The organism is Pantoea sp. alder81, assembly GCF_020179835.1.
Lineage (GTDB): Bacteria > Pseudomonadota > Gammaproteobacteria > Enterobacterales > Enterobacteriaceae > Pantoea.
On record NZ_JAIUDA010000001.1, the window covers coordinates 59794 to 79696 of the forward strand.

Annotated in this window: 14 protein-coding genes and 8 tRNA genes; 3 read left to right on the forward strand and 19 right to left on the reverse strand. The window is 53.0% G+C overall.

The features are described from left to right. Positions 1-49: 49 nt before the first annotated feature. From LBW88_RS00290 to miaB, 6 genes are all read right to left on the reverse strand, one after another. On the reverse strand, positions 50-943 hold the full coding sequence (locus LBW88_RS00290) for a glutamate/aspartate ABC transporter substrate-binding protein (RefSeq protein ID WP_224930109.1): 894 nt from the start codon (positions 941-943) through the stop codon (positions 50-52). 439 nt (positions 944-1382) lie between these two features. Next, the gene (gene lnt / locus LBW88_RS00295; protein WP_224930106.1) at positions 1383-2909 is read right to left on the reverse strand and encodes an apolipoprotein N-acyltransferase; all 1527 of its coding nucleotides are present in this window, start codon (positions 2907-2909) and stop codon (positions 1383-1385) included. Positions 2910-2913: 4 nt separating this feature from the next. Further along, the gene (corC, locus tag LBW88_RS00300) at positions 2914-3795 is read right to left on the reverse strand and encodes a CNNM family magnesium/cobalt transport protein CorC (RefSeq protein ID WP_034829075.1); all 882 of its coding nucleotides are present in this window, start codon (positions 3793-3795) and stop codon (positions 2914-2916) included. A gap of 84 nt (positions 3796-3879) precedes the next feature. Then, positions 3880-4353, reverse strand: a complete 474-nt coding sequence (ybeY, locus tag LBW88_RS00305; RefSeq protein ID WP_224930103.1) for an rRNA maturation RNase YbeY — start codon at positions 4351-4353, stop codon at positions 3880-3882. Next, the gene (locus tag LBW88_RS00310) at positions 4350-5423 is read right to left on the reverse strand and encodes a PhoH family protein (RefSeq protein ID WP_224930100.1); all 1074 of its coding nucleotides are present in this window, start codon (positions 5421-5423) and stop codon (positions 4350-4352) included. The genes ybeY and LBW88_RS00310 overlap by 4 nt, the downstream gene beginning before the upstream one ends. A gap of 208 nt (positions 5424-5631) precedes the next feature. Then, complete coding sequence (miaB, locus tag LBW88_RS00315) at positions 5632-7056, reverse strand: tRNA (N6-isopentenyl adenosine(37)-C2)-methylthiotransferase MiaB (RefSeq protein ID WP_224930097.1); 1425 nt, start codon at positions 7054-7056, stop codon at positions 5632-5634. Positions 7057-7225: 169 nt separating this feature from the next. Here miaB and ubiF point away from each other — a divergent pair, with 169 nt between their 5' ends. Beyond that, positions 7226-8398, forward strand: coding sequence for a 3-demethoxyubiquinol 3-hydroxylase (ubiF, locus tag LBW88_RS00320; protein ID WP_224930094.1), 1173 nt, complete (start codon positions 7226-7228; stop codon positions 8396-8398). 85 nt (positions 8399-8483) lie between these two features. On the opposite strand, the gene LBW88_RS00325 is transcribed toward ubiF, so the two are convergent. The 13 genes from LBW88_RS00325 to nagB all read right to left on the reverse strand — a co-directional run bounded on the left by LBW88_RS00325 (position 8484) and on the right by nagB (position 15495). Further along, a tRNA-Gln gene (locus tag LBW88_RS00325) sits at positions 8484-8558 on the reverse strand. A 27-nt stretch (positions 8559-8585) separates the two neighbouring features. After that, positions 8586-8660: transfer RNA gene (locus LBW88_RS00330), tRNA-Gln, on the reverse strand. Between the two features lie 30 nt (positions 8661-8690). Beyond that, positions 8691-8765: transfer RNA gene (locus tag LBW88_RS00335), tRNA-Gln, on the reverse strand. Positions 8766-8771: 6 nt separating this feature from the next. Continuing rightward, positions 8772-8848: transfer RNA gene (locus LBW88_RS00340), tRNA-Met, on the reverse strand. 28 nt (positions 8849-8876) lie between these two features. Beyond that, a tRNA-Gln gene (locus LBW88_RS00345) sits at positions 8877-8951 on the reverse strand. A gap of 34 nt (positions 8952-8985) precedes the next feature. After that, positions 8986-9060 (reverse strand) — tRNA-Gln (locus tag LBW88_RS00350). A gap of 20 nt (positions 9061-9080) precedes the next feature. Then, positions 9081-9165: transfer RNA gene (locus LBW88_RS00355), tRNA-Leu, on the reverse strand. An 11-nt stretch (positions 9166-9176) separates the two neighbouring features. After that, positions 9177-9253 (reverse strand) — tRNA-Met (locus LBW88_RS00360). Positions 9254-9468: 215 nt separating this feature from the next. Further along, on the reverse strand, positions 9469-11136 hold the full coding sequence (gene asnB, locus LBW88_RS00365) for an asparagine synthase B (RefSeq protein WP_224930091.1): 1668 nt from the start codon (positions 11134-11136) through the stop codon (positions 9469-9471). Positions 11137-11465: 329 nt separating this feature from the next. Continuing rightward, positions 11466-12218, reverse strand: a complete 753-nt coding sequence (locus LBW88_RS00370; protein WP_100702388.1) for an HAD-IIA family hydrolase — start codon at positions 12216-12218, stop codon at positions 11466-11468. Between the two features lie 39 nt (positions 12219-12257). Further along, complete coding sequence (gene nagC / locus LBW88_RS00375; RefSeq protein WP_224930088.1) at positions 12258-13478, reverse strand: DNA-binding transcriptional regulator NagC; 1221 nt, start codon at positions 13476-13478, stop codon at positions 12258-12260. 7 nt (positions 13479-13485) lie between these two features. After that, positions 13486-14634: an N-acetylglucosamine-6-phosphate deacetylase gene (gene nagA, locus LBW88_RS00380; RefSeq protein ID WP_224930085.1), complete on the reverse strand. Its 1149-nt coding sequence runs from the start codon at positions 14632-14634 to the stop codon at positions 13486-13488. 60 nt (positions 14635-14694) lie between these two features. After that, positions 14695-15495, reverse strand: coding sequence for a glucosamine-6-phosphate deaminase (gene nagB / locus LBW88_RS00385; RefSeq protein ID WP_224930082.1), 801 nt, complete (start codon positions 15493-15495; stop codon positions 14695-14697). A gap of 343 nt (positions 15496-15838) precedes the next feature. Between nagB and nagE the strand changes: the two genes are divergently transcribed. Then, positions 15839-17866: an N-acetylglucosamine-specific PTS transporter subunit IIBC gene (nagE, locus tag LBW88_RS00390; protein ID WP_224930331.1), complete on the forward strand. Its 2028-nt coding sequence runs from the start codon at positions 15839-15841 to the stop codon at positions 17864-17866. Between the two features lie 151 nt (positions 17867-18017). Next, positions 18018-19685, forward strand: coding sequence for a glutamine--tRNA ligase (gene glnS, locus LBW88_RS00395; protein WP_224930079.1), 1668 nt, complete (start codon positions 18018-18020; stop codon positions 19683-19685). Positions 19686-19903 lie beyond the last annotated feature (218 nt).

Genomic DNA, 19903 nt, shown 5'->3' on the forward strand with positions numbered 1-19903 from the left:
GTTCAGCAATCGAGAGGGCAGCAGAACTGCCCTTGTTGTCGTTGTTAATTCAGAGTGCTTTATCGTTTGGTGCTTTGAACAGCGCTTGCATGTCAGATGACAGCTCGAAGTTCATGTTCAGATTCTTCGGTGGAATCGGCTGTTTGAACCAGGTTTCAAACCATTTGCCCGCTTCGCCTGAGGTCTGCGCTTTGGCAATGGTGTCATCCATCAGCTGTTTGAACTGCGGGTCTTCTTTACGCAGCATGCAGCCGTAAGCTTCTTTCGACTGTGGTGTGCCAGTAATTTCCCAGTTGTCTGGTTTCTTGGCTTTCGCGCGCTCACCTGCCAGCAAGGCATCATCCATCATAAAGGCCACGGCACGACCGGTTTCCAGCGTACGGAAAGAATCGCCATGGTCTTTGGCGCTGATGATGCGCATATCCATTTTCTTCTCGTCGTTCAGCTTGTGCAGCAGAACTTCAGAAGTGGTACCGGAGGTCACGACAACGGTTTTGCCTTTCAGGTCAGCGAAATCTTTGATGTCGCCGCCTTTTTTCACCAGCAGACGGGTACCGATGATGAAGACTGTGTCGGAGAAGGCCGCTTGTTGCTGGCGTTCCAGGTTATTGGTGGTAGAACCACATTCAAAATCGTAAGTGCCGTTCTGCAGCAGTGGAATACGGTTCTGAGAAGTAATCGGCAGCATTTTCACCTGCAGATCAGGCTTGTTCAGTTTGGCTTTGATCGCCGCCACGATGGCGTTGGAATAATCCTGCGAGTAGCCCACTACTTTTTGCTGGTTGTCGTAGTAAGAAAAGGGAACTGATGACTCACGATGCCCAACGACGATCACGCCGCTATCATTAATTTTTTTCAGGGTGCCGGTGAGATCTTCCGCCTGGGCCGCTCCCGCTGCTGCTCCCAACAGCAGAAGAGATAATGCCACTTTGCGTGTCTGCATGTTCCTACTCCTTTGAATGGATGTCGCGCAGAACATAAACTGCGCAGATTGTGATGTTGTGTGTATTTCGTGCTGCTTTTTTAGTTATCCCTTAGCGCAACTGCGCGCAGGATAGTGATTAACATAGCGAATTGTTAACGCAATGAAACAAAAAAGTTTGTTTTTTGCGAGCCGCTCCGCACCAATAAGAGGCAATAAAAAGCCATTGCGCCGTTTCGGTGCGTGTCAGTGCCAGATAGTAGTGCGTGAACATGGCATTACGCTGACAAACCGCTGATGTTTAGAAAACCACTGAAATAAATAGCAATGATCGTGCCAGCACGGTGGAATGCGCAAAAAAGCCAGCAGAGAATCTGGTAAAGCGTAGCCGAGGGGAGCGGAAAACAGCGCAAAAAAAAGGCGAAGTGAGCACTTCGCCTGTCAAAATGTGATCGGGGTGTCAGTGCCGGCGACGCATTATCGCCAGCACCAGGCCAATCAGCGTCAGAATCCACACCGGCCAGATGCCCGCTTTAGCATAAGGGGTTTCACCGGTGGTCGGAGTGACTTTGGCTTCCAGCACGTCACGCGTGAACTGCGGGATCTCTTTTTCAACATCACCGTTGGCATTTACCACCGCCGTGACGCCATTGTTCGTCGATCGCAGCAGCGGACGGCCCAGCTCCAGCGCACGCATACGCGCCATCTGGAAATGCTGCCACGGGCCGATGGAGTGACCAAACCAGGCATCGTTGGACACGGTGAGCAGGAAGTTGGTGTCAGGACGGAAGTTGGCCCGCACTTGCTCACCCAACACAATCTCGTAGCAGATTGCGCTAGTGAGGTCATAACCCGCCACCTTTAACTGCGGTTGCACGTAGGCACCACGGCTGAACGATGACATTGGCAGGTCGAAGAATGGCGCCAGTGGACGCAGCAGGTCTTCCAGCGGCACAAACTCACCAAACGGCACCAGATGATTCTTCTGATAACGGTTGTGGCTTTGATAGCTGTAGGGCTGGTCACCACCTAAAACAATCACGGAGTTGTAATCGTGGTAACGGTTGTCGCCTTCAACACGCGAATCGACAATGCCGGTAATCAGCGTACTGCCGCGCGCGCGGAGTTCAGCATCCAGCGATTTCAGGAACGGCTGCTGGTTGCTTTCCAGGTCAGTGATGGCGGATTCTGGCCAGATGATGATCGGCGCTTTGCCCATGTAAGGCTGGCTGTAAGAGGTATACACGCGTAGCGTATTCAGCAACTGTTGCGGATCCCACTTCATGGATTGCGGGATGTTACCCTGCACCATGGCGATATCCACGCTGCGTTCCGGCAATGGCTGATACCAGTGCAACATGCGCAGCGGCCATGGCAGCACCAGTAACACGACTGCCGCAATCAGGCTTTTCACCGTGCGGTGGTAAAGCGCATGCACCAGCAGACCGGCGATCACCATCATCAGGAAAGTGATGGTCTCAACGCCCGCCAGCGGTGCAAGACCTTTGAGCGGGCCGTTGATCTGGCTATAGCCGAACTGCAGCCACGGGAATCCGGTGAGGATCCAGCCACGCAGGAATTCGCTGATTTGCCACAGTGCCGGTGCGGCCAGCACCAGACGCCATATAGATGCGCGCGGCCACAGGCGATTGAGCACCGCCGCAAATAGCATCGGATAGATGGCGAGGTAAGCGGCCAGCAATATCACCAGGAAGACGTTAACCGGGCCAGGCATACCGCCAAAGGTGGCGATGCTGACGTAAACCCAGTTAATGCCACTGCCGAACAGACCAAAGCCCCAGATGAAGCCAATGGCAGCAGCTTGTGGACTTCGGCGATCCAGCAGCAACAGCTGCAGACCCGCCAGGGAAACTAATGCGGCAGGCCAAAAATCGTAGGGAGAAAAGGAAAGGGTGCCAATGGCACCCGTAATCAAAGCCAGCAGCAGGCGAACCCGCTGCTGCGAGTAAAGAGAGGCTAATGCCATAAAATTATTCGTCTTCGAGTTGCGGTTGTGGAGAATCTTCCGGAATTTTCACATGCACCTGGATGATACGGCGGCTGTCGGCCATCGCGACTTTGAATTGGTAACCATCAATGTCGATGCTCTCACCGCGCGCGGGAAGGTGGCCGAATCCCTGCATCACCAGACCGCCAATGGTATCCACTTCGTCATCACTGAAGCTGGTACCAAATACCTCGTTAAAATCTTCGATAGGCGCAAGCGCACGCACTGTGTAGGTGTGGCGATTCAACTGACGGATATCACGATCTTCCTCATCGTCATACTCATCTTCAATTTCGCCGACAATCAATTCGAGGATGTCTTCAATCGTGACCAGTCCGGAAACGCCGCCGAATTCGTCAATGACGATCGCCATATGATAGCGCTGGGAACGGAACTCTTTCAGCATGCGGTCGACACGCTTACTTTCAGGTACCACCACGGCGGTGCGCAGCACTTTCTCAATGCTGAAAGGCTCAGACGCGCTGCTCATAAACGGCAGCAGGTCTTTGGCCATCAAAATGCCTTCGACGTGGTCTTTATCTTCGCTGATTACCGGGAAGCGTGAGTGGGCGGAATCAATAATGACCGCAAGGCACTCTTCAAGGCTTTGGTTGCGTTTAAGGGTGATCATCTGGGAGCGCGGGATCATGATGTCACGCACGCGCTGCTCGGCAATATCCAGTACCCCTTCGAGCATGTCGCGGGTATCCTGGTCGATCAGCTCTTTTTGCTCAGAATCGCGGATCAGTCCCAGTAGCTCATCACGGTTTTTAGGTTCACCGTGAAAAAGTTGGTTAATTAACAGGGAGAAAAATCCCTTTTTACTACTGGGTGCGTCGCTGTTTTGAGAATGGTCGTCGCTCATGGCGTTATTATTTCGTTCTCTCTGGTGAGGGAAAGTAACTGCTGGCATCCGCGCCAGCAGCGCAATAACCTGAACCTAATGGGCTCAGGCGTCTTCTTTCTCCGAAATGTACGGGTCAGGATAACCAAGAGCAAGCATTATCTCGGTCTCCAGCGCCTCCATTTCTTCGGCTTCTTCATCTTCAATATGGTCATAGCCCAGCAGATGTAGCGTGCCGTGGACCACCATATGCGCCCAGTGGGCTTCAACGGTTTTGCCTTGTTCTTCCGCTTCTTGCTCAACAACCTGACGACAAATAATCAGATCGCCCAGCAGTGGCAGCTCAATCCCTGGTGGCGCTTCAAACGGGAAAGAGAGCACGTTGGTCGGCTTATCTTTACCGCGATAAGTCAGATTAAGCTCATGACTCTCTGCCTCATCCACCAGACGGATGGTCACTTCACTTTCCGGCTGGAAAGGCGTTACTGCGGCTTCTAGCCAGCGCTGGAAAGCGGTTTCGGCTGGCAGGCCATTTTCATCGGCACAAGCCAACTGTAGATCTAAAATCACCGCGCTCATGAAGGCTCCTGCGGGCTGGATGGGGTAGCAAGTTGAGTCGCCAGCGTTTCACGCTTGCGCTCTTCTGCCAGTTTGTCACGGCGTTTCTGGTCGGCTTCTTCCCACGCTTCATAAGCATTCACGATACGTGCGACAACCGGATGACGCACCACGTCTTCGCTGTGGAAAAAGTTAAAGCTGATTTCATCAACTTCCGCCAATACTTCAATGGAATGGCGCAGGCCGGATTTGGTGCTGCGCGGCAGGTCAATCTGCGTGACGTCACCGGTGATCACCGCTTTGGAGTTGAAGCCGATACGGGTCAGGAACATCTTCATCTGTTCGGTGGTGGTGTTCTGACTTTCATCGAGAATCACAAAGGCGTCATTGAGCGTACGGCCGCGCATGTAAGCCAGCGGAGCCACTTCGATAACGTTGCGCTCCATCAGCTTTTCCACGCGCTCAAAGCCGAGCATTTCGAACAGGGCATCGTAGAGTGGACGCAGATAAGGATCGACTTTCTGGCTCAGGTCACCCGGCAGGAAGCCCAGTTTCTCACCGGCCTCAACCGCAGGACGCGTTAGCAGAATACGTCGAATTTCCTGACGTTCCAGTGCATCAACGGCAGCGGCAACCGCCAGATAGGTTTTACCGGTCCCCGCAGGACCCACACCAAAGGTGATGTCATGGTCGAGGATGTTCGCCACGTACTGCGCCTGGTTAGGCGTACGAGGCTTAATCACACCGCGCTTAGTTTTGATGTGGATGGCTTTACCAAACTCCGGCACGCTTTCGGCGGTTTGCTCCAGTACACGGCTCTCTTTGATCGCCAGATGCACCTGGTCCGGTTCAATATCCGGGATTTGGCCACGCACAGGCGCGGTGCTCACGTACAGGTCGCGCAGAATATTGATGGCCGCGTCGACACTGAGCGATCGGCCCACCAGTTTGAAGTGATTGTCCCGGCGGTTGATTTCGACACCGAGACGTTTTTCCAGCTGCTTCACATTGTCATCAAACGGACCGCACAGGCTCATCAGTCGGCGGTTATCGGCCGGTTCAAGGGCGATTTCACGAGTTTCGATATTCAATTGAATCCTTTGGGTCACTCAGGGCCAGTTGAAGAAGATGTATCCAATGCTTCATCACAGAGATAAGCATCTATACGGAATTATTTATGGGGCAAGGCCCGGCTGCAAGTTGCAAAAGCGATATTTGGGCGTTGCAGGCGGAATGCAAGGGGTACGGGATGAAACAGGCGGCAGCACCTTGTGCACTGCCGCGCAAAGCGAGGGGGCATCAAGGCTGGTAAAGACCTACGCCGATGTCATTTTCGCGGCGTGTGCGGGCTATCACGGCATCGGGGCTGAGGCTGACGCGTAACGCCATTTCATCTTCGGTGCGGATCAGTTTGCCGCGCAGCGAGTTGGCATGAACATCGACAATTTCCACGTCAACAAACTTGCCGATCATCTCCACAGGCGCTTCGAAGTTTACCACGCGGTTGTTGTCGGTGCGTCCGGTCAACTCCATCACATTTTTACGTGAGATGCCTTCTATTAGCACACGCTGCGTGGTACCGAGCATGCGGCGGCTCCAGGCCATCGCCTGCTGATTGAGGCGATCCTGCAGAATATACAGGCGCTGCTTTTTCTCTTCTTCGGAAACATCGTCAGGCAAATCAGCGGCAGGGGTACCCGGACGTGCCGAATAGATGAAGCTGAAGCTGACATCGAAATTCACGTCGCCCACCAGTTTCATGGTCTGTTCAAAATCCTGCTGCGTTTCGCCAGGGAAACCAATGATGAAATCTGAACTCATCTGAATATCCGGGCGGGCTTTCTGTAGCTTACGGATGATGGCTTTGTATTCCAGCGCGGTGTGTGCACGCTTCATCAGCGTCAGGATACGATCGGCACCGCTCTGTACCGGTAAGTGCAGGAAGCTCGCCAGCTCTGGCGTGTCCCGGTAGACATCGATAATGTCATCGGTGAATTCAATGGGATGGCTGGTGGTGAAACGGATGCGGTCGATGCCATCAATGGCCGCCACCAGACGCAACAGTTCCGCGAAGCTGCAGATTTGGTCATCAAAGGTCGTGCCGCGATAGGCATTAACGTTTTGACCCAGCAAGTTCACTTCTCGCACGCCCTGCGCGGCCAGTTGCGCAACTTCCAGCAGAATATCGTCACACGGACGGCTCACTTCCTCGCCGCGCGTATAAGGCACCACGCAGAAAGTACAATATTTGTTGCAGCCTTCCATAATGGACACAAAGGCAGTCGGGCCTTCTGCGCGCGGTTCCGGTAAGCGGTCAAATTTCTCGATTTCCGGGAAGCTGATGTCAATCACCGGGCTTTTCGTCCCGCGCACCTGATTAAGCATCTCTGGCAGGCGATGCAGCGTCTGTGGGCCAAACACAATATCCACGCAGTTGGCGCGTTCACGCAGACGTTCGCCTTCCTGCGAAGCGACACAGCCGCCGACGCCAATAATCACGTCAGGATTTATCGCTTTCAATTTCTTCCAGCGTCCTAACAGGGCGAAAACCTTCTCCTGCGCCTTCTCACGGATCGAGCAGGTGTTGAGCAGCAATACGTCGGCCTCTTCAGCGTCTTCGGTCAGGGTGTAACCGTGTGTGCTGTTCAGCAGATCGGCCATCTTTGATGAATCGTACTCATTCATCTGACAGCCCCAGGTTTTAATATGCAGTTTTTTGGTCATCGAACTAGCCATTGATTCAGTGCAGGGAAGTGCAGGGCGCGTATTGTAATGCTTTGCTGCTGTTGTGACCAGCACAGCAGGGCCTGAGATTGTGCAGCCAATTTCCGGTACACTTTATCTATCAACGTGATGACGTGAGCTATCACGGCAAGCAGAAGGATTAGAGTCAATGCAGGATTCACATTTTGATGTGGTGGTGGTGGGTGGCGGCATGGTGGGCGCGGCGCTTGCCTGTGGCCTGGCACAGCAGCAATTTCGCGTGGCGGTGATTGAACGCGCCGAACCCACTGTGTTTGATGCCGCAAGCCCGCCCGATGTGCGCATTTCTGCTATCGGTGCTTCGTCGGTGGCACTGCTGCGTCAATTGGATGTGTGGGAGCGCGTAAAGGCGATGCGTTGCGCGCCTTACCGTAAACTCGAAACCTGGGAGTGGCAAAGTGCGCATGTGACCTTTGATGCTGCCTCGCTGGGCCTGCCAGAGCTGGGATATATGGTGGAAAACAGCGTGCTGCAACGTGCGCTGTGGGAAAAGATGCAGGAAGAGGGCATCACGCTGATCTGTCCCGCCAGCCTGCAACAGCTTCAATCGCACAGCGGCGGTTGGCATGTTCAACTGGATAATGGCACCGCGCTGGATACACGTCTGGTGGTGGGTGCTGATGGTGCTAACTCGCGCGCGCGCCAACTGGCGGGGATTGGGGTACGTGGGTGGCAATATGCCCAGTCCTGTATGCTGATCAGCGTCGAGTGCGAGCAGGAAGTTGGGGATTCGACCTGGCAGCAATTCACGCCAGAGGGACCACGCGCGTTCCTGCCGCTGTTTGATCATCACGCCTCTCTGGTGTGGTATGACGCACCGGCGCGTATTCGCCAGCTACAGGCAATGCCATTGTCACAGCTTGAAAAAGAGATTCATGCCCACTTCCCGGCACGCTTAGGGCGGATTCGGGTGAAGAAGGCAGCCTCATTCCCGCTGGTGCGTCGCCACGCTTCGCGCTATGTCTTGCCAGGATTAGCGCTGGTGGGAGATGCGGCACACACCATCAATCCCCTCGCGGGACAGGGCGTGAATCTCGGGTATCGTGATGTTGATGCCTTAATCAATACACTGGTTGATGCGCGCAGCCAGGCACAGTTGTGGTCATCTGATGTGGTGTTACAGCGCTATCATCGTCAACGCTATAAAGATAATTTGCTGATGCAGGGTGGAATGGATTTGTTCTATTTTGCCTTCAGCAATACGCTTTCACCGTTGCGATTTGCACGAAATCTGGCATTGATTGCGGCGGAGAATGCCGGAGCGTTGAAACGCAAGGCGCTGAAATACGCGTTGGGCTTGTAAGTGTCAGAGCGTCGCAAGGCGCTCTTTGCTTTACCCGGATGCAGAAAACAATAAAGCCCGCAAAAGCGGGCTTTATTGTGCAATTTGGCTGGGGTGCAGGGATTCGAACCCCGGAATGCTGGTATCAGAAACCAGAGCCTTACCGCTTGGCGACACCCCAATAATGCGTTTTCAAATTGTCTTTAATTGGCTGGGGTGCAGGGATTCGAACCCCGGAATGCTGGTATCAGAAACCAGAGCCTTACCGCTTGGCGACACCCCAATTAATGGTGTTACAAATTCTTCTTAAATATGGCTGGGGTGCAGGGATTCGAACCCCGGAATGCTGGTATCAGAAACCAGAGCCTTACCGCTTGGCGACACCCCAAAAATTTGGTGGCTACGACGGGATTTGAACCTGTGACCCCATCATTATGAGTGATGTGCTCTAACCAGCTGAGCTACGTAGCCTGAGTTTACTGCTTATTACTTCCGATAATGGCTGGGATACCTGGATTCGAACCAGGGAATGCCGGTATCAAAAACCGGTGCCTTACCGCTTGGCGATATCCCATCTGTCGACTCGTATCCACGAGTAAATATCGGATTGGCTGGGGTACCAGGATTCGAACCTGGGAATGCTGGTATCAAAAACCAGTGCCTTACCGCTTGGCGATACCCCATCCGGCTGCCGAGACTGAAATGGTGCGGGAGGCGAGACTTGAACTCGCACACCTTGCGGCGCTAGAACCTAAATCTAGTGCGTCTACCAATTTCGCCACTCCCGCGAAAAAAAAGATGGTGGCTACGACGGGATTTGAACCTGTGACCCCATCATTATGAGTGATGTGCTCTAACCAGCTGAGCTACGTAGCCATCTTTTTTCGCTAACCTTCATCGGCGTTGCGGGGCGCATTATGCGTATTGAGCTTTGTAGCGTCAACAAGTTTTTTGCCGTTTTTTGCCTTAAAACGCCTGTTTGACTGGCTTGTAACCAGGGTGGCGATTTATTCAGCAGTTTTCGATCGCAACATCGACGATAAAAACAAAAAGGGGCCTATTCAGACCCCTTATCCTACTCATTCACAAGCTTATTTGTAGGCGGACTGATGCACACCGACAGCACGACCTGAAGGGTCATCCATGTTCTTGAAGGCTTCATCCCATTCAATGGCTTTCGCTGAAGAACAGGCAACGGATGGACCGCCCGGTACACACTCTGCAGCGCTGGCAATCGGGAACAGCTCTTCAAAGATTTCGCGGTACAAATACGCTTCTTTCGAGTTCGGCGTGTTGTACGGGAAGCGGAAGTGCGCGGTAGACAACTGCTGATCGGTGACCTGCTTCGCGGCCACTTCTTTCAGGCTATCGATCCAGCTGTAGCCTACGCCATCCGAGAACTGCTCTTTCTGACGCCATGCGACACTTTCCGGCAGGTAAGAAGAGAAGCATTCACGCAGAATGTGTTTTTCCATTTTGCCGTTGCTGCCGCACAGTTTGTCTTCCGGGTTGATGCGCATCGCCACATCGAGGAATTTCTTGTCGAGGAAGGGTACGCGTGCTTCAACGCCCCATGCCGACATCGCTTTGTTGGCACGCGCACAGTCAAACATGTGCAGGGCCAGCAGTTTGCGCACGTTCTCTTCGTGGAATTCCTGAGCGTTTGGCGCTTTGTGGAAGTACAGGTAGCCGCCAAACACTTCGTCCGCGCCTTCACCTGACAGCACCATTTTGATGCCCATCGCCTTGATTTTACGTGACATCAAGTACATTGGCGTGGAGGCGCGAATCGTCGTGACGTCATAAGTTTCGATGTGGTAAATCACATCGCGAATCGCATCCAGACCTTCCTGCACGGTGAAGTGGATTTCATGGTGCACCGTACCCAGATGCTCAGCCACGGATTTAGCGGCTTTCAAATCTGGTGAACCTTCCAGACCGACAGCAAAGGAGTGCAGCTGTGGCCACCAGGCATCACTTTTATCTTCATCTTCCACACGTTTCGCGGCAAAGCGCTTGGTCACGGCAGAGATGATGGACGAGTCAAGGCCGCCAGACAGCAGCACGCCATATGGCACGTCAGACATCAGATGGCTTTTCACTGATTCTTCCAGCGCATGCTTCAGGCCCGCAGCATCGGTGGTGTTCTCTGCAACCGCAGAGAAATCCATCCAGTCACGCTGCCAGTAACGACGGATTTCGCCATCGCTGCTGCACAGGAAGCTTCCCGGCGGGAATTCTTTGATGGTGCGGCAAACCGGCACCAGCGCTTTCATTTCAGAAGCGACAAACAGGTTGCCGTGCTCATCGTTGCCCATGTACAGCGGGATAATCCCGATGTGGTCACGGCCAATCAGATATTGCTGTTTCACGCTGTCCCACAGAATAAAGGCGAACATGCCTTGCAGGTCATCAAGGAAATCGAGGCCTTTTTCCTGGTACAGCGCGAGGATCACTTCGCAGTCAGAACCGGTCTGGAACGCATAACGATCGCTCAGTTCAGCACGCAAAGCCTGATGGTTGTAGATCTCGCCGTTCACGGCCAGTACGTGGGTGTGGTCAGCGTTGTACAGCGGCTGTGCACCGTTGTTAACGTCAACAATCGACAGGCGCTCATGCACCAGAATGGCTTTGTCATCGGCATAGACACCAGACCAGTCCGGGCCACGGTGACGCATCAGACGGGAACACTCCAGCGCTTTCTTGCGCAGTTCAACAGGATCGGATTTCAGATCCAGCACACCAAAAATCGAACACATAACTGACTCCTGATCTCACCTTGCGGCGATGTTATTTCTACGTTTGTCCGGCAGCCTTGACTGCGTGATGTATAAGAAAATGCGCTATCTGGTGGTGTTAACGCAAGCAATATTGCGATCTTTTGATAAAAAGATTGTTGTGATGGCTTAAAAATTAAATTTTATCTAATTAAATGGCAATTAAATTAGATGGCGTCTAATGAATTGGCGTTTTGGATGATTTCCTGTGCAATTGCCGCTGCACAAAATCACCCTAAAGGGATGTAAAAACAAACGCCCCGCTCACACAGCGTGCGGGCAGGGCGATAAGTAAACGCGATAGTGAAGACTTAGAAGAGATCGATATCGGCTACTGAAGGATAAATCCAGTCCGGTCGGAACGGCATCGCATCAATGTCACTCAGCGTTGAAACCCCGGAGAGCACCAGGATGGTTTCCAGCCCGGCCTGGAAGCCGGCCAGAATATCGGTGCGCAGGTTATCGCCGACAATCACGGTTTCTTCCGAATGGGCATGCATCTTATTCAACGCCGCGCGCATGATGTAAGGGCTCGGCTTGCCAACATAAAACGGCTTGCGACCGGAAATGGTTTCAATACCAGCACAGAGCGCGCCACAAGCCGGCACATAGCCGCGCGCATGCGTATCCGGGTTGGTGGCGATAAAGCGTGCGCCGCTAGCGACAAAGAACGCAGCCTTGTGCATCATTTCCCAGTTGAACGAGCGCGTCTCGCCGACGATGACGAAATCGGGGTTCACATCAGTGATGGTGAATCCCGCCTTATACAATTCGTGGATCAATGCACCTTCGCCAATCACATAGGCTTTTTTACCTTCCTGACGGCGCAGGAAATCGGCGGTTGCCATGGCGGAGGTATAGAACACCGAATCCGGCACCTCAACGCCTGCATTGGCAAAGCGGTTCGCCAGATCCTGGGCAGTTTGCGACGGATAGTTAGTCAGCACTACCAGCGGCATCTCTTTTTCGAGAATGCGCTGCAGAAACTCATTCGCGCCTTTCACGGCTGTGTTGTCGTGCATCAACACGCCGTCGATGTCACAGATTACGCTTTTGATGGTCATATTGGCTTCCGGTCGGGCCCGCCAGGCGGCAGGCTTCAGTTATTCTTCCAGCAGATGCTGCAGCAAAATACCATTCAGCATCGCGCGTTTTGCCAGGGCAAAGGCGCCAATCGCTGAGCGATGATCCAGTTCAGAGCGCACCACCGGCAGATTTTTACGGAACGCGTTCAGTGCCTGGGTATTAATGCAACCTTCAATCGCCGGGAACAGGACTTTGTCTGCGTCGGTGATTTCCCCCGCCAACACCACCTTTTGCGGATTGAACAGGTTAATGGCAATCGCAATCGCTTTCCCGAGGTAGCGACCTACGTACTCGATTACTTCGCACGCCAGTGCGTCACCCTGATTAGCGGCACGACAGATTTGCGGCATCAGGCAGTTATCCAGCGTCAGCGTGCTTGGGTAGCCCTGATTGAGCAGATGGCGCACGCGATTTTCAATCGCGCCGTTAGCCGCGATGGTTTCCAGACAGCCAAAGTTGCCGCAATGGCAGCGTTCGCCCAAAGGGTCGACCTGGATATGACCAATCTCGCCGACGTTGCCGTTACTGCCGAGGAAAATATGGCCATTGGCGATGATCCCCGCGCCGGTACCGCGATGTAAACGCACCAGAATGGAGTCTGCGCAATCGCGACTTGCACCGAAATAGTGCTCCGCCAGCGCCAGACTGCGGATATCGTGGCCAACAAAGCTGGTGACGTTGAAGCGTTTTTGCAGGCTGGACACCAGTGGCCAGTGGCTCACGGTGATATGCGGCATATAGCGAATAATGCCATTAATCGGGTCTACCAGGCCTGGCAGAATCACCGCAATCGCAATCAGCTCATGAATTTTGCGTTGATGCGCCGCCATAAATGCCGTGATGGCATTGAACAACGCATTCTCCAGCGTTTCCTGGGTGCGCTCAGGCAGCGGATAGTCTTCCTGCGCCAGCGATTTGCCGCTCAGGTCAAACAGCGTCAGCGTGGCATCATTGCGCCCTAAGCGAACGCCGATGGTATGAAAGTGACGGGTTTCGGTAATGATGGAAATGGCGCGGCGACCACCGGTAGAGGCTTGTTGCTCTACCTCTTTGATCAGGCCGCGCTCAATAAGCTGGCGGGTAATTTTCGTGACGCTGGCGGGCGCAAGCTGGCTGAGATCGGCAATCTGTATACGCGATATCGGCCCTTGTTGATCAATTAGCCGATAAACGGCTGCACTATTGAGTTGTTTGACAAGATCGACATTTCCTATTTGAGTCTGGCCGCCAGTGGTCATTCAGTACTTACTCGCTGAGGACGTCGTCTCCATTGACTAACGTCTTAGTGATTTGATAATCGCGGGTAAAGACAGTGAGGTTAGCGACTTTTCCTGCTGTCACTGAACCCAGCTGTTTTTCCACACCCATTGCCTGAGCTGGGTAGAGCGTTGCCATGCGCAATGCTTCATCCAGCGCGATACCGCAATGTTCGACGCTGTTCTGCACTGCTTCAATCATAGTCAGCGCAGAACCGCTCAGGGTACCGTTTTCGTCAACGCAAAGGCCGTCGCGATAGTATATTGTTTTGCCTGCAAAAATGAATTGATCAATCGACGCGCCGGCCGGTGCGGTCGCATCCGTTACCAACACCAGCTTGTCACCTTTGATGCGCTTTGCATTGCGCACGTTAGCGTAGTGGACATGTAAACCATCCGCAATGATGCCGCAGTATACATCAGGTGAATCAAACAGCGCACCGATCAGACCAGGCTCACGTCCGGCGAAGGTCGGCATGGCATTATAGAGATGAGTAGCAAAAGAGACACCCGCACTAAAACCCGCTTTGGCTTCTTCATAAGTGGCATTTGAATGTCCCGCAGACACAATAATGCCAGCGTTACGCAGTTTGCCTATTACTTCAGCACCGGCATTTTCTGGCGCCAGCGTGACTTTGGTGATCACATCCGCGTTGGCGCAGAGAAAGTCCACCATCTCTGCATCGGGCAGACGAATCAAATCTGGGTTGTGAGTGCCTTTTTTGGCTTTGTTCAGCCAGGGGCCTTCAAGATGCAAACCCAGCGCCTGATTCTGATGTTTGGCCTGGTAGGCGCGCATGGTTTCAATGGCACGCTTCATCAGTTCATTGGTGCTGGTGATCAACGTTGGCAGATAGCTGGTGCAGCCTGATTTTTCATTGGCACGCTGCATGATTTCCAGCGTTTCGACGCTCAGTGCGTCGATATCATCGTTAAACTGCACACCGCCGCAGCCGTTGAGCTGCAAATCAATAAATCCGGGAGCGATAAACGCACCAGCCACATCCTGCTGTGCAATCGTTGCGTCAAGCGCATCTCGTGGGCACACGCGCTCAATCAGGCCATCCGCAATCACCACTGCATGATTGTCCAGAATTTCATGACCAGTAAAAATCCGGCCGTTCACTAATGCGTACATCGTTTTTCTCTCCCGGCTAAGCCTGCCACTTTAAAGCGGCAGGTTTTTCACAACGTGTTTTCACACACCCTTCATATTTTCCGCTTCCATTTCGCGGAAATATTTCACGGTTTTCACTTTGAGTTCCATGGTAGCTGGCTCGTCACACACCACCACGGATTTCGCATGCAACTGCAGGCAGCTGATGGTCCACATATGGTTAACGTTGCCTTCCACGGCAGCCTGCAACGCCTGTGCTTTCAGATGGCCCGTCACCAGAATCATCACTTCTTCGGCATCCAGCAGCGTACCCACACCCACGGTCAGGGCGTATTTTGGTACCTGATCGACATCGCCATTAAAGAAGCGTGAGTTGGCTAAACGGGTATCGTGCGTCAGGGTTTTGATACGCGTACGGGATGAAAGGGAGGAGGCTGGTTCATTAAAAGCAATGTGCCCATCGTTACCGACGCCGCCCATAAACAGGTTAATTTTACCGTAAGCGCGCATCTTCTCTTCGTACTGGCGACATTCTGCGTCAATATCTGGTGCATTGCCATTCAGAAGATTGATATTTTCTGGTTGGATATCAACGTGATCGAAAAAGTTACGATACATGAAGCTATGGTAGCTTTCAGGATGCTCTTTTGGCAGGCCGACGTATTCGTCCATATTGAAGGTCACCACGTGCTTAAAACTAACCTGGCCCGCTTTGTGCATGTCAATCAGGTGCTTGTAAGCTTCCAGCGGCGTACCGCCGGTGGGCAAGCCCAGCACGAAGGGACGTTCTGCGCTAGGCTTAAACGCGTTAATGCGGTTAACAATGTGGCGTGCAGCCCATTTACCCACCTGGGTCGGTGTGGCCAAAGGGATCAGTCTCATGTCTTCACCTCAATTAAGATTAGGAAAATGTTGTCGCCGATGCTGGTTTAGGTTGCTGCCATTAAGCGTAATCCGTTTAAGCGTAACCAGCAGGGAAAAGTGCGACTTGATATTTTTCATCATAAAATAAGTTTGTGGTGGTGGCTAGCATTTCGCAGGAATAAACGTCCATTATGGTGATTAAAGTCACAGTTACTGTGGTTTTAATTTGCGAGGCGAATTAATTTATCTTTACACTGCGCCTCGTGGTGAAAGATGTCATCAAGGTACCGAGCGTAGGGATAATAAAATCAACCCGCGCTACGGCAAAACGCCAGTCTCATAGGGGGAGAAAAAGGTGAGTATTTTAGGATATCTGCAAAAGGTCGGCCGCGCGCTTATGGTGCCGGTAGCGACACTGCCGGCAGCGGCAATCTTGATGGGGGTAGGGTATTGGATTGATCCAGATAGCTGGGGTGCAGGTAATGCGCTGGCAGCACTGTTGATCAAGTCGGGTTCTGCCATTATCGAAAATATGTCCGTGCTGTTTGCCATTGGTGTGGCTTACGGTATGTCGAAAGATAAAGATGGTGCGGCCGCGTTAACCGGCTTCGTCGGCTTCCTGGTGGTGACGACACTCTGTTCGCCAGCCGCCGTATCGATGATTCAGAAGATCCCGGTCGATCAGGTGCCTGCTGCCTTCGGCAAGATCAATAACCAGTTCGTGGGTATCCTGGTCGGTATTCTCTCCGCTGAAGTGTACAACCGCTTTAGTCATGTTGAGCTGCCCAAAGCGCTGTCGTTCTTCAGTGGCCGACGTTTGGTGCCGATCCTCGTCTCCTTCCTGATGATCGTCGTGGCGTTCATCCTGATGTACATCTGGCCAATCATCTTCGGCGGCCTGGTGAACTTCGGTGAGCACATTCAGAAAATGGGCTCGGTGGGTGCAGGCGTGTATGCCTTCTTTAACCGCTTACTGATTCCGGTCGGTCTGCATCACGCACTGAACTCCGTGTTCTGGTTTGACGTGGCAGGCATTAACGATATTCCTAAGTTCCTCGGCGGTGCACAATCTATCGCTAATGGCACGGGTATCCCGGGCATCACCGGTCGCTATCAGGCGGGCTTCTTCCCGATCATGATGTTTGGCTTGCCGGGTGCAGCATTGGCTATCTTCCACTGCGCACGCCCAGAAAACCGCGCTAAAGTCGGTGGTATCATGCTGGCTGCTGCGTTCGCGGCCTTCTTCACTGGTATCACTGAACCGCTGGAATTCTCCTTCATGTTCGTAGCGCCAGTGCTGTATGTGATCCATGCGGTATTGACGGGTATCTCCGTATTTATCGCGGCGAGCATGCACTGGATTGCCGGCTTCGGCTTCAGTGCCGGGCTGGTGGATATGGTGCTGTCAACGCGTAACCCGCTGGCAGTGAATTGGTGGATGCTGATCCCACAGGGCCTGGTGTTCTTCGCCATCTACTATGTGGTGTTCCGTTTCACTATTCAGAAATTCAATCTGATGACGCCGGGTCGTGAATTGTCTGCGGGCGATGAAACTGACGGCTACGACGTCAACGTCGACCATAGCGGTAACGGTGAAAGCCAGACAGAATCACTGGCACGTCGTTACATTGCAGCCATCGGCGGTTCAGACAACCTGACCAACATCGATGCCTGTATCACCCGTCTGCGTCTGAACGTTAAAGACTCTGCTCAGGTGAATGAAGGCGTGGCGAAACGTTTAGGCGCATCCGGTGTGATTCGACTGAACAAGCAAAGCGTACAGGTAATTGTCGGTACGCAGGCTGAAAGTATCGCCACCGCTATGAAAACGGTATTGAGCAAAGGCCCGGTTGCGGCGGCTTCCGCTCCTGCAGCCGCTGCTGCACCCGTCGCGGCAAAACCACAAGCCGTGCTGAACACCGAAAAAGCAGTCATCGCTACGCTGGTGGCACCGGTGACCGGTGAGATCGTCTCACTGGATGCCGTGCCGGATGAAGCCTTCGCCAGCAAAGCCGTGGGTGATGGCCTGGCAATCAAGCCAACCGACAAAACGGTGGTGGCACCAATTGCCGGTACCGTGGTGAAAATCTTCAACACCAACCATGCGTTCTGTCTGGAAGCGGCCAACGGCGTCGAGATCGTGGTGCACATGGGTCTGGACACCGTCGCGCTGGAAGGTAAAGGTTTCACACGTCTGGTGGAAGAGGGTGCAACCGTCACCGCCGGTCAGCCGATTCTGGAGATGGATCTGGACTTCCTCAACGCCAACGCGCGCTCAATGATTAGCCCGGTGGTCGTCAGCAACAGCGATGATTTCGCCGGACTGAATCTGCTGGCAAGCGGTTCGGTGGTTGCAGGTGTGACACCGCTGTATGAAGTGAAAAACTAAGTCCTTGTGATTTAGTCAGAAGGCAGGAAGCAATTCCTGCCTTTTTTGTTTTAAAACGACCAACAAACGGTTGTTTCCCTCCTGCGCTTTGTGGATCATACTCCGTTACTTCGTGGTACAAATCACCCGCTATTGTTTTGAGGATTTTGAGATGAGTGAGGCTGAAGCCCGCCCAACGAACTTTATTCGTCAGATCATCGACGAAGATTTGGCGAGCGGTAAGCACAGCAGTGTGCATACCCGTTTCCCGCCTGAGCCCAATGGTTACCTGCATATTGGCCATGCGAAATCTATCTGCCTGAACTTTGGTATCGCCCAAGATTATCAAGGACAGTGCAACCTGCGTTTTGACGACACTAACCCGGTGAAAGAAGACCTGGAGTTCGTTGAATCCATCAAGCGTGACGTGCAATGGCTGGGCTTTGAGTGGAGCGGCAACATTCGTTACTCCTCAGACTACTTCGACCAACTGTTTAATTACGCCGTTGAGCTGATCAATAAAGGTCTGGCTTACGTTGATGAGTTGTCGGCGGAAGAGATCCGTGAATATCGCGGCACTCTGACTGCGCCTGGCAAAAACAGCCCGTACCGCGATCGCAGCGTGGATGAGAACTTAGCGCTGTTCCAGAAAATGCGTGATGGCGGTTTCGAAGAAGGTAAAGCCTGTCTGCGTGCCAAAATCGACATGGCATCCAGCTTCATCGTGATGCGTGATCCGGTGCTGTACCGCATTAAGTTTGCCGATCACCATCAGACCGGTAACAAGTGGTGCATCTACCCGATGTACGACTTTACGCATTGCATTTCGGATGCCATCGAAGGAATTACGCACTCACTGTGTACGCTGGAGTTCCAGGACAACCGTCGTCTGTACGATTGGGTGCTGGATAACATCACCATTCCTCAGCATCCGCGTCAGTACGAATTCTCGCGTCTGAATCTGGAATACGCGGTGATGTCGAAGCGTAAGCTGACGCAGCTGGTCACCGAGAAAGTGGTGGAAGGCTGGGACGATCCCCGTATGCTGACCGTTTCTGGTCTGCGTCGTCGTGGTTACAGCGCGGCTTCCATTCGTGAGTTTTGCCGCCGTATCGGCGTGACCAAGCAGGACAACATCGTTGAGATGGCGTCGCTGGAATCCTGTATTCGTGACGATCTCAATGAAAACGCCCCGCGTGCGATGGCCGTGCTTGATCCGCTGAAAGTGGTGATCGAAAACCTGCCAGCTGGTCATGAAGAAACGCTGACCATGCCTAATCATCCGAATAAACCGGAAATGGGCACGCGTGAAGTACCTTTCAGCCGCGAAGTGTGGATTGATCGTGCTGACTTCCGTGAAGAAGCTAACAAGCAGTACAAGCGCCTGGTGTTGGGTAAAGAAGTGCGTCTGCGTAATGCTTACGTGATTCGCGCGGAGCGCATAGCGAAAGATGAAGAGGGTAATATCACCTGCATCTACGCCACCTGTGATGTGGACACGCTGAGTAAAGATCCGGCAGACGGCCGCAAAGTGAAAGGGGTTATCCATTGGGTTTCTGCCATTCACGCGCTGCCTGCGGAGTTCCGTCTTTACGATCGCCTGTTCAGCGTGCCAAATCCGGCCGCGGCTGAGGATTTCCTGACCACCATCAACCCAAATTCGCTGGAAATCAAACAGGGCTTCGTCGAGTCTGGTCTGCGAGATGCAGCGGTAACGGCTGCGTATCAATTTGAACGCGAAGGCTACTTCTGTGCCGATAGCGTTTATTCGCAGCCCGGTAAGCCGGTGTTTAACCGTACGGTGGGGCTACGCGATACCTTCGCGAAAATTGGCGAGTAATGTCATTCGTCGATAGCACAATATGATCATGAAAGGGCGAGCAATCGCCCTTTTTTATTGCCTGTAATCCGCCCTGGGCAATCAATTATGCTGAAGGCGGTAAAGTGTGCTTATTGTCTCATTTTGCGACAATTCTGACTTTAGCAAAATTAACCCATTTGCGAGTGTGAAAAATTGTATTTCAGGTAGGCTATGCGCTCTCAACAGAGCTCTGCGGG

Excerpts from the sequence above, each read along its gene's own strand:
- LBW88_RS00290 (WP_224930109.1), bottom strand. The coding sequence starts at position 943 with ATGCAGACACGCAAAGTGGCATTATCTCTTCTGCTGTTGGGAGCAGCA.
- LBW88_RS00370 (WP_100702388.1), bottom strand. The coding sequence starts at position 12,218 with ATGACCATCAAAAGCGTAATCTGTGACATCGACGGCGTGTTGATGCAC.
- nagA (WP_224930085.1), bottom strand. The coding sequence starts at position 14,634 with ATGTACGCATTAGTGAACGGCCGGATTTTTACTGGTCATGAAATTCTG.
- corC (WP_034829075.1), bottom strand. The coding sequence starts at position 3,795 with ATGAGCGACGACCATTCTCAAAACAGCGACGCACCCAGTAGTAAAAAG.
- ybeY (WP_224930103.1), bottom strand. The coding sequence starts at position 4,353 with ATGAGCGCGGTGATTTTAGATCTACAGTTGGCTTGTGCCGATGAAAAT.
- asnB (WP_224930091.1), bottom strand. The coding sequence starts at position 11,136 with ATGTGTTCGATTTTTGGTGTGCTGGATCTGAAATCCGATCCTGTTGAA.
- glnS (WP_224930079.1), top strand. The coding sequence starts at position 18,018 with ATGAGTGAGGCTGAAGCCCGCCCAACGAACTTTATTCGTCAGATCATC.
- nagC (WP_224930088.1), bottom strand. The coding sequence starts at position 13,478 with ATGACCACTGGCGGCCAGACTCAAATAGGAAATGTCGATCTTGTCAAA.
- miaB (WP_224930097.1), bottom strand. The coding sequence starts at position 7,056 with ATGACCAAAAAACTGCATATTAAAACCTGGGGCTGTCAGATGAATGAG.
- ubiF (WP_224930094.1), top strand. The coding sequence starts at position 7,226 with ATGCAGGATTCACATTTTGATGTGGTGGTGGTGGGTGGCGGCATGGTG.
- lnt (WP_224930106.1), bottom strand. The coding sequence starts at position 2,909 with ATGGCATTAGCCTCTCTTTACTCGCAGCAGCGGGTTCGCCTGCTGCTG.
- nagB (WP_224930082.1), bottom strand. The coding sequence starts at position 15,495 with ATGAGACTGATCCCTTTGGCCACACCGACCCAGGTGGGTAAATGGGCT.